15 protein-coding genes and 1 tRNA gene are annotated in these 14,997 nt (G+C 69.3%); 7 read left to right on the forward strand and 9 right to left on the reverse strand.

Annotation, left to right across the window (positions count from 1 at the left end):
• Nucleotides 1-23 precede the first annotated feature (23 nt).
• From ACKOQ4_RS07525 to ACKOQ4_RS07535, 3 genes are read left to right on the forward strand one after another with little or no spacing between them, the layout of a single operon-like run.
• Nucleotides 24-647 (forward strand): Rv1363c family protein, encoded by a 624-nt coding sequence (locus ACKOQ4_RS07525; RefSeq protein WP_526290413.1) that lies wholly within the window; start codon nt 24-26, stop codon nt 645-647.
• A gap of 18 nt (nt 648-665) precedes the next feature.
• Complete coding sequence (locus tag ACKOQ4_RS07530; protein WP_526290415.1) at nt 666-1,445, forward strand: DUF3298 domain-containing protein; 780 nt, start codon at nt 666-668, stop codon at nt 1,443-1,445.
• Nucleotides 1,446-1,469: 24 nt separating this feature from the next.
• Complete coding sequence (locus ACKOQ4_RS07535) at nt 1,470-2,462, forward strand: stage II sporulation protein M (RefSeq protein ID WP_526290417.1); 993 nt, start codon at nt 1,470-1,472, stop codon at nt 2,460-2,462.
• 15 nt (nt 2,463-2,477) lie between these two features.
• On the opposite strand, the gene ACKOQ4_RS07540 is transcribed toward ACKOQ4_RS07535, so the two are convergent.
• From ACKOQ4_RS07540 to ACKOQ4_RS07560, 5 genes are read right to left on the reverse strand one after another with little or no spacing between them, the layout of a single operon-like run.
• On the reverse strand, nt 2,478-3,800 hold the full coding sequence (locus tag ACKOQ4_RS07540; RefSeq protein ID WP_526290419.1) for a DUF58 domain-containing protein: 1,323 nt from the start codon (nt 3,798-3,800) through the stop codon (nt 2,478-2,480).
• Nucleotides 3,800-4,774: an AAA family ATPase gene (locus tag ACKOQ4_RS07545; protein WP_526290421.1), complete on the reverse strand. Its 975-nt coding sequence runs from the start codon at nt 4,772-4,774 to the stop codon at nt 3,800-3,802. Before ACKOQ4_RS07545 ends, ACKOQ4_RS07540 begins: the two co-directional genes overlap by 1 nt.
• Entirely contained in the window at nt 4,771-5,874 is a 1,104-nt protein-coding gene (locus tag ACKOQ4_RS07550; RefSeq protein ID WP_526290447.1) for a DUF4350 domain-containing protein, read from the reverse strand. Before ACKOQ4_RS07550 ends, ACKOQ4_RS07545 begins: the two co-directional genes overlap by 4 nt.
• Before the next feature lie 5 nt (nt 5,875-5,879).
• On the reverse strand, nt 5,880-6,476 hold the full coding sequence (locus ACKOQ4_RS07555) for a DUF4129 domain-containing protein (protein WP_526290423.1): 597 nt from the start codon (nt 6,474-6,476) through the stop codon (nt 5,880-5,882).
• A gap of 17 nt (nt 6,477-6,493) precedes the next feature.
• The gene (locus ACKOQ4_RS07560) at nt 6,494-7,372 is read right to left on the reverse strand and encodes a DUF7847 domain-containing protein (RefSeq protein ID WP_526290425.1); all 879 of its coding nucleotides are present in this window, start codon (nt 7,370-7,372) and stop codon (nt 6,494-6,496) included.
• Nucleotides 7,373-7,660: 288 nt separating this feature from the next.
• Here ACKOQ4_RS07560 and ACKOQ4_RS07565 point away from each other — a divergent pair, with 288 nt between their 5' ends.
• Genes ACKOQ4_RS07565 through ACKOQ4_RS07575 form a run of 3 tightly spaced genes read left to right on the forward strand, consistent with a single transcriptional unit; the run spans nt 7,661 to nt 10,623 of the window.
• Entirely contained in the window at nt 7,661-8,125 is a 465-nt protein-coding gene (locus ACKOQ4_RS07565) for a GatB/YqeY domain-containing protein (RefSeq protein ID WP_526290427.1), read from the forward strand.
• A gap of 17 nt (nt 8,126-8,142) precedes the next feature.
• A complete protein-coding gene (locus tag ACKOQ4_RS07570) occupies nt 8,143-9,813 on the forward strand; it encodes an FAD-binding dehydrogenase (RefSeq protein ID WP_526290429.1) in 1,671 nt (556 codons plus the stop codon).
• 15 nt (nt 9,814-9,828) lie between these two features.
• Complete coding sequence (locus tag ACKOQ4_RS07575; RefSeq protein WP_526290431.1) at nt 9,829-10,623, forward strand: TspO-related membrane protein; 795 nt, start codon at nt 9,829-9,831, stop codon at nt 10,621-10,623.
• Here ACKOQ4_RS07575 and ACKOQ4_RS07580 read toward each other — a convergent pair.
• Nucleotides 10,620-11,459: a formyltransferase family protein gene (locus tag ACKOQ4_RS07580; RefSeq protein ID WP_526290433.1), complete on the reverse strand. Its 840-nt coding sequence runs from the start codon at nt 11,457-11,459 to the stop codon at nt 10,620-10,622. The two genes, ACKOQ4_RS07575 and ACKOQ4_RS07580, sit on opposite strands and share 4 nt — an antisense overlap.
• Before the next feature lie 34 nt (nt 11,460-11,493).
• On the opposite strand from ACKOQ4_RS07580, the gene ACKOQ4_RS07585 reads away from it, so the two are divergent.
• Entirely contained in the window at nt 11,494-12,831 is a 1,338-nt protein-coding gene (locus ACKOQ4_RS07585) for an MFS transporter (RefSeq protein ID WP_526290435.1), read from the forward strand.
• Here ACKOQ4_RS07585 and ACKOQ4_RS07590 read toward each other — a convergent pair.
• From ACKOQ4_RS07590 to ACKOQ4_RS07600, 3 genes are all read right to left on the reverse strand, one after another.
• Nucleotides 12,828-14,051, reverse strand: a complete 1,224-nt coding sequence (locus tag ACKOQ4_RS07590; RefSeq protein WP_526290437.1) for a hypothetical protein — start codon at nt 14,049-14,051, stop codon at nt 12,828-12,830. The genes ACKOQ4_RS07585 and ACKOQ4_RS07590 overlap by 4 nt on opposite strands.
• Nucleotides 14,052-14,256: 205 nt before the next feature.
• A tRNA-Pro gene (locus ACKOQ4_RS07595) sits at nt 14,257-14,330 on the reverse strand.
• An 84-nt stretch (nt 14,331-14,414) separates the two neighbouring features.
• Nucleotides 14,415-14,997 (reverse strand): metallophosphoesterase family protein (locus ACKOQ4_RS07600; protein ID WP_526290439.1); only part of this gene is annotated, 583 nt, incomplete at its 5' end.

A 14,997-nucleotide genomic window follows, 5' to 3' on the forward strand; every position in this document is an offset into this window, starting at 1 on the left:
TCGCACAGGAAAGATGAACGACAATGCCAGTCATGACCGATGAAGGAGCCGAGGCCGTCAAGACCGTGGCCGACGTGATCGCCGACGACACCGTGGCAGCGGAAGGGGGTGCCGTCGAGGAACTGGTCACCGAGGTCGAACTGGACGAGCCCGCCGGATCCGTCGCGGTGCCGGGACCGGGCTGGCTCGTCCCCGCCCTTGTCGGCGCCCTGGTGGCCCTGCTGCTGGGGGCGGGCTTCCTGGGCTGGAAGGTATGGGGGCAGCACCAGCTGACCCAGGCCGGGGAGGAGGCCCAGCGCGCCGCGGTCTCCTACGCCCAGGTACTGACCAGCGTTGACTCCAACAACGTCGACGAGAACTTCAAACAGGTTCTCGACGGCGCCACCGGTGAGTTCAAGGACATGTACTCCAAGTCCAGCGTCGAGCTGCGCCAGCTGCTGATCGAGAACAAGGCCACCGCGCACGGCGTGGTGGTGGAGTCGGCGGTGCAGTCGGCGAGTAAGGACAAGGCGGTGGTCCTGCTCTTCGTCGACCAGTCGGTCACCAACACGAAGCTTCCCGACCCACGGATCGACCGCAGCCGGATGAAGATGACCCTGGACAAGGTCGAGGGGCGTTGGCTGGCGAGCAAAATCGAGCTCCCGTAGCCAGGTAAGGGGACACCAATGCGGAGGGGCTTCATCGCCGGGACCGTGATCGCCGCTGCGGCATCGGTGCTCACGGCGCCCAGCGCGGCGGCGTCGGCCGTTTCGCTGTGCGACCAGATGGGCGGACAGTGGAACGGTCAGTACTGCCACGCGACGGTGCCCTCCAACCGCAATGCCGTCCGCGAGGTCAACATCGCCATCCCGGCCGAGGCCGACAACCCCGTCATCGGCGGAGCGATCAGCAACTACCTGATCACGCTGATGGGTAACTGGCGCTCGGCCGGCCTGAACATGTACCAGAACAGCCGGGGCGACGCGAATTTCGAGGTGTTCCATCACGGCAACATCCACACGGTGGTGTTCCACGAGACCTACGACTCCGAGAGCACCGGGCGCTTCGAGGGCGCGGCCATCCAAAACGCCTACCGCACATTCGCTTTCGACTCGGCGTCCGGTCGTCAGGTGCAACTCTCCGACCTGGTCGACATCGGGGCGATCCCATCGCTGGGCGCGCCGTACATCCAGGCAGCCCTCGACCAGGCAATCCCGCCGCACGAACCCAACACCTATCCCTTCACCCCGGACCGCTGGACTCCGGACAAGGTGTACTCGGGCGGCTACAAGGCCTGGGCACTCACCCCCGACGAACTGATCCTCTACATGCCGGACTACCCGGTGGCCCGGGACACCCCGATCGACTTCACTCCGGCGCACTTCATCTGGTCGATCACCGGCGGAATCGTGCAGCCGCGCATCCCGCTCAGCGCCCTGGCGCCGGCGCTGCGTCCGGGCGTGTAGCCGCTTTTCTCTACGATGGTCGGCGTGGACGCCGACGCTTTCGTGCTCGCCCACCAGGCGAGCTGGAAACGGCTCGACCATCTGGTCAAGCGCCGCCGACGGCTGACCGGAGCGGAGGTCGACGAACTCGTCGATCTCTATCAGCGGGTATCCACCCATCTGTCGATGGCCCGTTCGGCGTCGACCGACTCGGTCCTGGTGGCGCGACTGTCGGCGCTGGTCGCCCGCGCGCGCTCAGCGGTCACCGGTGCGCACGCCCCACTGCGCAGCGAGTTCATCCGGTTCTGGACCGTCTCCTTCCCGGTCGTCGCCTACCGGGCCTGGCGGTGGTGGCTGGTCACTGCCGCGGTGTTCTTCGGGGTGGCGTTCCTGATCGCGCTCTGGGTGGCCGGCAGTCCGGATGTGCGCTCGGCGCTGGGCACCCCGGTCGAACTCGATCAGTTGGTCAACCACGACTTCGCCTCGTACTACAGCGAGAACCCGGCCGCCTCGTTCGCGCTGAGGGTCTGGACCAACAACGCGTGGATCGCCGCGCAGTGCATCGCCTTCGCCGTACTGCTGGGCATCCCGATTCCGTGGGTGTTGTTTCAGAACGCCGCCAACCTCGGTCTGACCGCGGGACTGATGGCCCACGCGGGCAAGCTCGACATCCTGTTCGGTCTGCTGACCCCGCACGGTCTGCTGGAGCTGACGGCGGTCTTTCTTGCCGGGGCTGCCGGTATGCGGCTGGGCTGGACGGTGATCGCGCCGGGGGACCGTCCCCGTGCGCAGGCGCTGGCGGAGCAGGGCCGGGCCGTGGTGTCGGTGGCGATAGGTCTGGTGGTGGTCCTGCTCGTCTGCGGGCTGATCGAGGCTGTGGTCACTCCGTCGCCGCTGCCGACCGTCGTGCGCGTCGGCATCGGTGTGCTGGTCGAGATCCTGTTCCTGGGTTACGTGATTCACTTCGGCCGACGGGCCGTCCGGGCCGGGGAGACCGGCGACATGGCCGATGCTCCCGACCTGCTCCCCACCGCCTGAGGATTCGCGGCGAGGCTAGAGCCGGGCTCCGGCTTTCATGGCCAGATACCGGTCGGCCAGGGCCGGGGCCAGCTCGTCCGGGCCGGCGTCCACCACCTCCACCCCACTCGACCGCAGGCGTGCGGCGACGGAGCGCCGGTCGTTGCGGGCCCGCTCGGCGGCGGCCGCGTCGTACACCTGCGCGGCATCGGCCCGCCCGGCGGCCAGTTCGGTGATCCTGGGATCCGCCACGGCGGCGACGAGCACCTGATGCCGTGCGGTGAGTTGCGGCAGTATCGGCAGGAGTCCCTCCTCCAGCGCGGAGGAGTTGAGATCTGTCAGCAGCACCACCAGCGCCCGCCGCCGGACCCGGCGTAGGATCGCGGCCACCATCGCCTGCGCGTCGGACTCGACCAGCGCGGGCTCCAGCGGCGCCATCGCCTCGACCAGCGCAGCCAGCAGGCCGGTGCGGACGGCACCGAACACCGCGGCGCGGGTCGCCCGGTCGTGCGCCAGGAAGTCGACGTGATCTCCGGCCCGGGACGCCAGCGCGGCCAGCAGCAACGCGGCGTCCAGCGACCAGTCCAGCCGCGGCCAGCCGCTGGGATCGCCGGCGGTCGGGTCGACGCCGACACGCCCGGCTGAGGTGCGTCCGGTGTCGACCACGATCACCACTCGGCGGTCACGTTCCGGACGCCACGTGCGCACGACCACGTCGGAGCGCCGTGCGGTGGCCCGCCAGTCGATGGATCGGACATCGTCGCCGACGACGTACTCGCGCAGCGAGTCGAACTCGGTACCCTGGCCCCGGACCAGAACCGGCAGCAGCCCGTCGATCTCGCGCAGCCGCGCCAGCCTGGACGGCAGATGCTTGCGGGACAGAAACGGCGGCAGTACCCGCACCGTCCCGGGCACCCGGGACGATGACTGCCGTCCGGCCAGACCCAGGGGACCGATCGATCGCACCGTGACGGCAGCGGCGTGCTGATCGCCCCGTCGCAGCGGCCGCAACCGGGTGACCAGCGTCGTACTGGTGCCGCCCGGCAGGTCGAGCTGCTGGCTGCGCGGTTGTCCGGCCGTACTCGGCGGCCACGCGTCGCGCATCGTGCCCCGGATCCGGCGGGGCCCGTCGTTGCTCACCGCCAGCGCCGTATCGACGCCTTCGCCCAGTCGCACCGAGGCCGGACCGAAGCGGGAGAACCGCAGGCTGACCGGTCGGGCGGCGAGGGCAACGTCGACGACGACCGCGATCATCAACACGACAGCACAGAAAGCGAAAACCGTTGCAGGCCAGGGGGCTACGGCGATGGGTAGGACCGCGGTCAGCGCGAACGCCGCGGCGCGCCCGGTGAGGACCACTAGCGGGGCACCGCCACCGAGGACAGGATGCCGTCGAGAATGCCGTCGGGGGTCGCGCCCTCCAGCTCGGCCTCCGGACGCAGCGCGACCCGGTGCCGCAGGGTCGGCCGGGCCATCGCCTTGACGTCGTCGGGTGTCACGTACCCGCGCCCGCTCAGCCAGGCCCAGGCCCGGGCGGTGGCCAGCAGCGCGGTCGCGCCGCGCGGTGAGACCCCGAGTTGCAGGGACGGGGAATTCCTTGTCGCCGAGGCGATGTCGACGATGTAGGCCAGCACCTCGTCGGCGACGAGCACGCGACTGACCGCCATGCGCCCGGCCGCCAGCTCGGCGGGTCCGGCCACTGGCCGGATGGCGGAGAGATCACGCGGATCGAACCCCCGGGCATGGCGACCGAGAATCGCGATCTCCTGATCGCGGGCCGGCAGCGGAACGTTCAGCTTCATCAGGAACCGGTCCAGTTGGGCCTCGGGCAACTGGTAGGTGCCTTCGTACTCGATGGGATTCTGAGTGGCCGCGACGATGAACGGGTCGGGCAGCGTCCGGGGCTCGCCGTCGACGCTGACCTGCCGCTCCTCCATCGCCTCGAGCAGCGCCGCCTGGGTCTTCGGCGGCGTGCGGTTGATCTCGTCGGCGAGCATCAGGTTGGTGAACACCGGACCCTCCCGGAAGGTGAACGCCGCCGTGCGGGCGTCGTAGACCAGGGATCCGGTGACGTCGCCCGGCATCAGGTCCGGGGTGAACTGCACCCGCTTGAACTCCAGTGCAAGAGCAGCCGCCAGCGCCCGCACCAGCAGGGTCTTGGCGACGCCCGGGACGCCTTCGAGAAGGACGTGGCCGCGGCACAGCAGGGCGATCACCAGGCCGCTGACAACCGCATCCTGGCCGACAACGGCCTTGCCGATCTCGTTGCGCACCGCCAGCAGTGCGGCGCGCGCGCCGTCGTGTTCGTGGTGCGCCGATGAGGACCTGGTCACGATTGGCTGACCTGCCTTTCGATGTCGTCGAGAGCCTGCGACAGTTGCAGCAGCTCGGTGTCGGTAGCGGGGGCCGGGCCGAACAGGATTCGGTGCGCGCGGGCCTCGTCGAGCCCGCACCGCCAGGCCACCGCGGCGACGACGGCGGCTTCGGAGGCGCCGGCACCCAGGCTGATCCGGGAGATCAGCCGCTGCCGGGCCGCGGTCCGCAACGCCGCGGCAGCCTGATCCCTGGCGCGCCGGGAGCGGTACAGCCGGGCCCTGCCCTCGACCGTCTCCGATGCCCGCACCACCACCGGGATCCGTTCGGCGACAAGCGGTCCGAGCCGCCGGCCCTGCCATAGGGCCAGCAGCACCACCACCAGACACAGCTGGACCACGACCCAGCTGAGCTGCTCGGGAATAAGTTCACCGACCGCCTTGTCGGCGGTGATGTCGCCCTGAACGGTTTGCGGCGCGTACCAGATCAGGCGGGACCGTTGGCCGGCCAGATTCATCGCCAGGGCAGCACCGCCTCCCTCGAGCAGTCCGCCGTTGGTCATGAAGTCGGCGCTGCCCACCACCGTGACCGTGCGCTCGCCGGCGGTGTAGCGGACCACCGCTCCGCCGTAGCAGCGGGTGACCGGGACGTCTCCGGCGTGCTCGTAGGTGTCGGCCGGGTCGAAAGCCACCGACCCCGCCCGGAGGGCCTCGCGCAGTTCGCAGTCCGGATCGCCGGCGGGCACCCCGCCGGATCTCAGCCGGATTTCCGGTGCGAGGATCCCCCGGCTGTAGACGGTGGGTTCCACGACCAGATGGTCACCCGGCACCGCGGCAAGCCGCTTCAGCAGTTCCTCGCCGCGGGTATTGGCGGTTTCCGCCATCAGAACCAGGGTGTCCGGGCGTGCCGCGCTCTCCACGTCCTCCACCGTTCCCGCGACCACCACCTCGACGCCGCGGTCACGCAGCAGTGCGATCAGCGCGTGGCCGCCGAGCGGTGAAGTGGCCTCGGGGTCCAACCGGCCCCCCCAGCGGGGGGCGGTGAGCCAGGCGCTGACGATCGCGAGCACGGCCATCGCCGCCAGCGCCAGCGCGATCCAGCGGCCAGTCCGCCCCCGCAGCCCGGTCACGATTTCACCCGTTGGCGGCACAACCGCTCATCGAGTTCGCTGACCAGCCGGTACTCGGACGCCGTCCCCGGCTGCCCACCGTAGGTCACGTCATTGAAAACAGTTGCCGCCGAGACGAGTTCGCCGGCTATGGGGGGCAATGCCGCTCCAGCGTCCCGGGCCATCTCACCGGCGGTGCGACCTGGCATCGAGTTCAGGACGCCGTCCTGCTCGAGTTGGCGGCCGATCGCCCGCACGCGCTGCCGGATGGCTGCGCCCCAGTCGCCCTGGGCGGCCGACTGCTGCGCGCGTGTCCGGTGATCGGCTGCGCTGAGGGTTCTTCCGCCGTAAAGCCGCTCGACGCCGCGCCCGCCCATGGTGCGCCGGGCGACGGACACCGCGGCCAGGGCAAGCGCAGCGACAAGCAATCCGAGAACGACGACGGTCAGCCATCCGCCGGGTAGAGCCGCCGCGGCCTGCAACAATTTGTCCAGCAGGTCCCGCAGCCAGGCGACGATCCGGTCGCTCACCGAAGGCTTCGGGTAGACCGACTTGGCGAGTTCCCGGGCCGCGGCCGCATGGGCCGTCTCCCGGTCGACGTCGACGGCGGGCACCGGCTAGCCCGATCTTCTCAACGAAGCCACACGGAGTCGTCGTTCGGGGCAGCGCCGATCAATGCGAAGTCGAATGCCTCCGAACGAATTCGGGAGTCGACATAGAGCAAGGTCACCACCCCGGCGACGAACGGCGCGGTGAGGATCTGGCCGATCGCCTGGCCCATCGCGGCGGCGGCGGTTGCCGAGATGCCCGGGTTCGCCCCGGATCCGATGCTCATCACGCCTCCGAGGACGTCGAACGGAACCGACAACGCTCCGCTGACCAGGGTGGAGACTAGGCCGGCGAGCAGCAGGATGCCGAAGATGCGCCAGAATCGCGGGCGGCTCAACTCGAACGAGCGTCGAATCGCGTCCGGCACGCTCTTGCGTTCCAGCACGATCGCCGACGGGGCGAGCGCCAGGCTGGCGTAGAGATAGGCAACGCCGCCGAGCAGCCCCAACGCCAGGGGAATGCCGAGCAGGACGGCTACCGCGGCGCCGGCACCGCCGGTGAGCCCGATGACGACGAGAACGAGGGCGAAACCGAGCGTCGCCATCGCCGCTAGTTCCAGCAGAGTCAATCCGATCAGCGCGCCGATCCGGTCGCGGACCCGCTGCCAGGCCTCGCCGACGGTGATGGGCAGTCCCCGTACGGCGCGAGCGACGATCGCCGTGAGCATCCCCGACAACAGGGTGTTGGCCAGGACGGTCGTCGTCGCGGCGGTCACCAGCCCGGCCGCGGAGGCGGCGTCGCCGCTGACCCGGCCGGCGGCCAGCCCGGCGAAGAAGCCGATGACGCTGGTGATCAGCACAACCGCGGTCGTCAGGCCCAGGGTCGGCTTCGGGTAGGCACGTATGTAGCCGACAGCGCCGTTGAAGATGTCACTCAGCGACAGTGGGCGAAGGGGAATCACGCCGGGCTTCCACGCGGCTGCCGCCGGATAGCCGGGATAGCCGGGATAGCCGGGATAGCCGTACCCGGGCGGCGGGTAGCCGCCCGCCGGATACCCGGCCGGCGGTGGTGGATATCCCTGCCCCCGGTACGGCGTCCGACCAGGCCAGCCTGGTGGCGGCCCGAGAGGCGGTCCAGTCACCGGACCGACCGGCGGCGGTCGTCGCTCATGGTCCCATCCTGTCTAGCCGCCGGGCTTTTCTCAAACCCGTGGCCGGGCCGCGTGCTGCGCCGCGTAGCGTTAGGCGACATGGCGGAATTGAAGGAGCGGCTGAGGTCCGACCTCACCGAGGCGATGAAGAGCCAGGACAAATTGCGCACCGCGACGCTGCGGATGATGCTCGCCGCGATCCAGACCGAAGAGGTCTCGGGTAAGCAGGCCAAAGAGCTCACCGACGACGAGATTCTCAAGGTCCTGGCCCGCGAGTCGCGCAAGCGCACCGAGGCCGCCGAGATCTACACCCAGAACGGGCGCGGGGAGCTGGCCGCCGAGGAGCACGCCGAGGGGCGGATCATCGACGAGTACCTGCCCACCCCGCTGACCGACGCCGAGGTGGCCGACGTGGTCGACACGGCCATCGCCCAGGTGGCCGAGGAGATCGGCGAGCGGCCGTCGGTCAGGCAGATGGGCCAGGTGATGAAGGCCGCCACCGCGATCGCCGGGGGCAAGGCCGATGGTGCCCGGCTGTCGGCGGCGGTCAAGGAGCGGCTCTAACCCCACGGGAGGTTTTCATGGATGCGGACGTCATCGTCGTAGGCGCCGGTCTGGCCGGCATCGTCGCCGCGCACGAACTGACCAGCCGCGGCAAGAGAGTCGCCCTGGTCGACCAGGAGAATCCGGCAAACCTCGGCGGGCAGGCGTTCTGGTCGTTCGGCGGCCTTTTCCTGGTCGACTCGCCCGAGCAGCGCAGGATGGGGGTCAAGGACTCCTTCGAACTGGCCTGGAGTGACTGGCGCGGCAGCGCTGCCTTCGACCGCCTCGACGACGAAGACGCCTGGGCGGTCAAATGGGCCCGCGCCTATGTCGAGTTCGCGGCGGGGGAGAAGCGATCGTGGGTGACCGGCCACGGCATCACGTTCCTGCCGACGGTCGGCTGGGCCGAGCGCGGAGACCTGCGCTCCGACGGACACGGCAACTCGGTGCCCCGCTTCCACGTCGCCTGGGGCACCGGGACCGGCATCGTCGAGCCGTTCGTCAACTACGCGCTGGAGGCGGCCACCCGCGGGCTGCTGACCTTCCATCACCGTCACCGCGTCGACGAGTTGGTGCTCACCGGCGGCACGGTCACCGGGGTTCGCGGGACGGTGCTGGCCCCCGATGACGCGCCGCGCGGCGCCCCGTCCAACCGCGACCGGGTGGGGGAGTTCGAGTTGGGCGCCCAGGCCGTGATCCTGACCACTGGCGGGATCGGCGGCAACCACGACATCGTGCGCCGCAACTGGCCCGAGCGGATGGGCACACCGCCGGGGTCGATGATCACCGGGGTGCCGGCCTACGTGGACGGACGGATGCTCGACATCGCCGCCGACGCCGGGGTGCGGCTGGTCAACCGGGACCGGATGTGGCACTACACCGAGGGCATCCAGAACTGGGATCCGATCTGGCCCAAACACGGAATCCGGATCCTGCCGGGACCGTCGTCGATGTGGTTCGACGCCCTGGGCCGCCGGCTGCCCGCGCCGTTCCTTCCCGGCTACGACACCCTGGGAACGCTGCGCCACCTGCGCACCGATCCGGAGATCGCCCGCTATGACCACAGCTGGTTCATCCTGACTCAGAAGATCATCGAGAAGGAGTTCGCGCTGTCGGGTTCGGAGCAGAATCCCGACATCACCAACCACGACAAGGCCGGGATGCTGCGGGAACGGCTGGTCGGCAAGGGCGCGCCCGCTCCGATCGAGGCGTTCAAGTCCCACGGCGCGGACTTCGTCGTCGCCGACACCATCGAGGAACTCGTCGCGATGATGAACAAACTCACCGACGAGCCGCTGCTGGACCCGCAGGCGATCCGTATCCAGATCGAGGCACGGGACCGGCAGATGGCCAACCCGTTCGCCAAAGACGCCCAGGCCCAGGGAATCCGCAACTCCCGGCGCTATCTCGGCGACCGGATCGGTCGCACCGCTGCGCCGCATCGCATCCTGGATCCGGACGCCGGCCCTCTGATCGGGGTGAAACTGCACGTGCTGACCCGAAAGACATTGGGCGGCATACAGACCGACCTGTCCTCGCGCGCCCTGGACGCCGGCGGGAATCCGATCGGCGGACTGTACGCGGCCGGCGAGGTCGCCGGGTTCGGCGGGGGCGGCGTACACGGCTACAACGCACTGGAGGGGACCTTCCTCGGCAACTGCCTGTTCTCCGGGCGCACCGCCGGCCGCCACGCGGCCGGCGCGGTCTGATCCCGGGGTGGCGCGGTGAACCCGGCCCGGGGTCGGACCCCGATCAAGATCGCGGTGGCCCTGACCTATCTGGTGATGATCGCCACCAACGGCGCGGCCAACGCCCTGCCACTCAACGGCCGGCGAACCGGCGACGTCTCCGACGCCTACCCGAGCCTGTTCACCCCGGCAGGGGTGACGTTCTCCGTGTGGGGTGTCATCTACCTGCTTCTCGGTGGGCACGTGCTCTACCAACTCGGATTGTTCCGAGACCGGCCCGACACCGCTGCCGATACCGCCCTGCTCAACCGCGTCGGGCTGCTGTTCTCGCTGTCGTCGGTGATCAACACCGCCTGGATCTTCACCTGGCATTACGGCCTGATCCCGCTCTCGGCGGTTCTGCTGGTGGCCATCCTGATCTGTCTCGCGCTGATCGTCACCACCGTGCGCAAGGCGCATCCGACCGGGCGGCGGCGCTGGTTCATCGGCGTGCCCTTCAGCGTGTACTTCGGATGGTCGACAGTCGCAGTGGTCGCCAATATCACTGTGCTGCTTGTCTATTGGCGCTGGGACGGTTTCGGCATCCCCGAGTCCACCTGGGCGGCGATCATGATTCTCGTCGCGATGGCCATCGGCACGGTGACCATGCTGCACAACCGCGACGTGGCCTACGGACTGGTGCTCATCTGGGCCTACCTCGGCATCCTGCTCCGCCAGACCTCCGACCTGGCGAGTCGCTACCCGGCCGTCATCGCCGCGGTCGCGGTGTCGCTGGCGGTATTCCTCGCTGCGGAGGCGACGATCATGCGTGGCCGACCGGGCGTCACCTAGTCGACTTCGGCCAGCACGAGGCCGTCCCGGGCGGCGACGATGTGATCGCGGCCCAGCGAGGACAGGACAGTCCCCGGCGACTCGGTCGTGACCGCGTCCTCGACGACGCGCAGGCCGCGCAAGGTACGCCGGGATCCCTCCAGGGGCACGGTCACCGCAACCCCGCCCACGGTGCATGCGGTCCAGCGGCACATCAGCGTGCGCGTCGTCTCATCCCAGTCCAGCTCGCCGTGTGCTGGCCCGAAGACCGGCAGGATCTCCACATCGCCGGCGGGCTGCGGCCAACCGGACTCACCGGACTGCACGCGTGCCACCGCCGCGTCCAGTGTCGGGCCGACCGAGGACGACCACAGATCGAACACCCCCTCGGGTGTCGGCGTCTCCTCGAGCGGCACCGTCGTCACCGCCAGGACGTCACCGGTGTCGAACTCCGAGGCGAGGCGGTGAACCGTGACGTCTATCTCTGGCTCGCCGCGGTAGATCGCCCACATCGGATTGGGGCCCCGGTACTCCGGCAGTCGCCCCCCATGGACGTTGATCGCCGCGACGCGGGCCGCCGCTATGGTCCGCGCGTCGACGAGTAGGGGAAACGAGAAGGACACGATCAGGTCGGGCTCGAGGGCCTCGACCAGCGGCGCCGCCTGGGCGGTGTGTCGCACGACCACCCCTGGTACCTCGAACGGGAGCAGGTCCAACACCGGTTTCCAGTTGTCTCCGCGGACGCTCGGCCGGCCTTGGGTGGTCTCGAGGAGCACGAGTTCGTCGCCGCGGGACCGCACCCAGTCGAGGAGCACCCGGGCCATGAAGGGGCGCCAGGAGATGACGACGGTGCGCATGTCCAGAGTGTGCCGCATAGGGCACGATCGCGATGTGATCCGTGGACCACGCGTCGGCCTGCTCGTGATCGTCACCGTCGTGTTCATCCTGTCGCTGGATGTGACGATGCTCGACATCGTGCTCACCGACATCGGCCGTGACATCCGCGCCGATGAGGTGCAGCTCTCCTGGCTTGCGGACTGCTACAACGTCGCGATGGCCGGCCTCATGCTCGTGGGAGCCGGACTGGGCGGCCGATTCGGGCAGCGCCGGGTCTACCTGACCGGCCTGGCGGTATTCGGGGTGGGCTGCGTTCTGGCTAGCGTCGCCCCCGACCCTGCGACGCTGATCGCCGCCCGCACCGTCATGGGGGTGGGAGCGGCCGGGCTTTCGGCCCCGTCGGTCGCACTCACCGGTGAGATGTTCCCCGGCGAGCAGCGTGTCCGCGCACTGGCGACATGGGCCGCCGCCAGCGGTATCGGTCTGTCCGTCGGCCCGATCCTCGGCGGGGCCATTATGAGCGTCTCCAACTGGCGCTGGATCTTCATCGTCCTGGTGCCGTTGGTACTCGCAGCGTTCGTCGCGGGTCGTGTTTCGCTGCCCGCTGCACGCTCGAACAATCCGCCTGCGTTGGACCTGCCGGGCGCGGTGTTGTCCGCGCTCGCCCTCATCCCTCTGGTGGCGGCGCTGCTTCAGGTCCCCGATGTCGGGTGGTCCAACCCGGTGATCCTGGCCGGGCTGGCCGTCGGTATCGGCGTGCTGGCCGCGTTCGCGCGGCATGAGACGCGTACCCGCGCACCCATGATCGACCTGACGGTACTTCGCATCCCGGTGGTCGGTGCGTCCGCGATCGCGCTCGCGGCGTCCTATGTCGGATTCCTCGGACTGCAGTTCCTCAGCTCGGTTCAACTGCGGACGGCGTTCGGCCTCACACCCGTCCAGGCCGGACTGGCACTCGCCCCGTGGGCCGTGCTCTATTGGGTCGGCGCTCAGTCGGGGGCGTACCTGGCGTCGCGCATCGGACCGACGAAGGTGGTCCTGAGCGGCCTGGCCGTCCTCTGGCTCGCATTCGTTTTGCTCACCGGGCTGTCGACGCTGGGCGCGGTGTGGGTCAGCGCCATCCTCACAATGGCAGGAGTCGGGTGCGGCCTGATCACCCCGGTGGCCGTCAGCCTCATGCTCTCCGCCACGCCCGAGTCGCTGCTGGCGACATCCTCGGGACTGTCGATGGTGGCGCGTTTCGGCGGCGGCGCGGTGGGCATGGCGATCCTCGCCTCGGCGGCCGCCACCGGAGGTGCCGCCGGGTGGGGCTATCTCGCCGGCGGAGCGCTCGTGCTCGGACTCGGAGTGTTCGCGGTTGTCTTGTTCCGGCGGCGGGAGCCCTCGGTCTAGGGGATTGCCGCAGTCTGACTGTGTGGTGCTCTGGTCAGCTTCGTGTGACGTTCCACCCTCGAATCCGAGCGGGCTGGCGTGCGCGGCCGGGGACGCGCTGAAATGGCACCGGCACCCCTCCGCGCGCGCGCCGAAACCTGCTGCTCCGCAGTCGCTTCGACTGGAGCGGAGACACGGTCGAGCGTTGTGGCAGGCGGCTCAATCGCGGCCGGGTTTTCAACGACCGCCGACGATGGCGTCTCCGGCGCGACGGGTGCTGCGTCGGTTGCCGCCGGCACGGCATCGGCCTGTGAAACGGCGTGTTCGTCTGCCGGCGGTGTTACCAGCAGCTGGTCGGCGAGAAACTGGTTCAAGCCGATGACCGAACCGATGGCGCCGACGGGGAGGCCTGGACTGGTCATATCAAAGGTGCCGAAGGGGGGACCTGTTTTGGAAACCTCGGCTGCCACGCCGTCGAAAGCCACACCGCCGCTGAGGTTCCCGGGCGCGCCCGGGGGCGGTGGGCACGCGGTACCCCCCTCATCGCAGGTCGGGACCACACTGAGCAGGCCCCCCAAGTTCAGGCCGACGCGTTTGAATCCGGTGTCGGCCAGATCGACGCCCAGCGCTGCCAGAGCTCCTGTCAGGTCCAGATATTTTCCGCCGTTGAGGACGGCGTTGGTCACCTTGGCCGGAACATTGATGAGTTCTTTCAGGGCGCTCGCGGCGTCACCCGCCCGGATGAAATCCTTGATGAGGGTAAGGCTGTCGGTCATCTGGATCAGGGGTGCGACCAGCGGACCCAGGACTCCCGCGACCACGCCGCTCGCGGGAGTCGCGGTGAAGTCGACGAACGGCGCGTATCGGTCGTAACCCCCACCCCAGAAGATCGGCGTCAAGTTGTAGAAATCCTGCTGGCTGAGGGAGCCGAGAAAGGGGACCGGAGTCGTGATGGGCAGAAGGGAGACGAGATAGGAATAGCTCAGATCCCCTGCAGACCACGGCGCCGTCAGGAAAGTCCGGATATTGCCCGCGACCTGGCTGGCGATCAAACCGACGTCGGGCAGTTCCTTGATGTAGGTCACCCAGTTCCTGGAGATGGTTGTGAGTAGGGGCAAGGGTTGCTCCAGATACAGATCGACCAGTTTGCGAACGTTGAGCAACGACGTCCTGGCGGTGTCGATCCACGGGCTTGTCGGGTCGATGGCTGACGCGAGTTCCACGGCGATGGCGGTGCTCAACAGTTCTGCGTGTGCCGAGTGGCCCAGGGTGGGCTGAACGGGTGCGAGAGCGATCGGAACGGTACCGATGACAGCGGCGACGGCACCAAGACAGCGGCGACCGGCGCGAGTCATCGGAGTCCTTGTTCGTGTCGTTCGATTGCGGGTGGGTTCACGTTAACTCGCTCAGGCTTTGCCCGCCTGATCGTCCTGCAACAACACACAGTCGGGGTGGCGGGATTCGAACCCACGACCTCTTCGTCCCGAACGAAGCGCGCTACCAAGCTGCGCCACACCCCGCGTGAAGCCCGGCCAGCCTATCGCACGGCCGAGCCGTCAGGCCAAACGCTCAGCCGGACCGGGTCCGCGGCGGGCCGTCGTCGATCAGTGCGCGGAGACGGTGGGGGTCGAGCGCAGCACGGTGCGGGTGTGGTCACGCCCGCCGGTCGGTGCGGCCACCAGGGTCAGCAGCGTGGCCTCCGGCCGGCAGCAGAGCCGGATCGGGGCGAACGGGGATGTCCCGATACCTGCCGAGACGTGCAGTGCGGTCTCGGCACCCCAGTTCGACGCGCCCTTGGCGCGGGAGCGATCCAGGTCGCAGTTGGTCACCAGGGCGCCGTAGAACGGGAGGCACAGCTGGCCGCCGTGGGTGTGGCCGGCCATCACCAGCTGATAGCCGTCGTCGGCGAAACGGTCCAGCACCCTGGTGTAGGGGGCGTGGGTGACTCCCAGACTGAGGTTGGCGGCCGCGCTGGGCGGGCCGGCGATGGTGGCGTAGCGGTCCCGTCCGAGGTGGGGGTCGTCCACTCCGGCCGCCGCCACGACCAGCCCGGCCACTTCGAACTCGCGTCGGTTGTGGGTCAGATCCAGCCAGCCCCGCTCGGTGAAGGCCGCCCGCAGGTCCTGCCACGGCAGCGGACGGCCGTGTGCCCGGTGCTCGCGGTCGGTGAGGTACTTGGCCGGGTTC

Origin of the sequence: Mycobacterium sp. (assembly GCF_046095365.1) — a bacterium.
In the GTDB taxonomy this organism is placed as follows: domain Bacteria; phylum Actinomycetota; class Actinomycetes; order Mycobacteriales; family Mycobacteriaceae; genus Mycobacterium.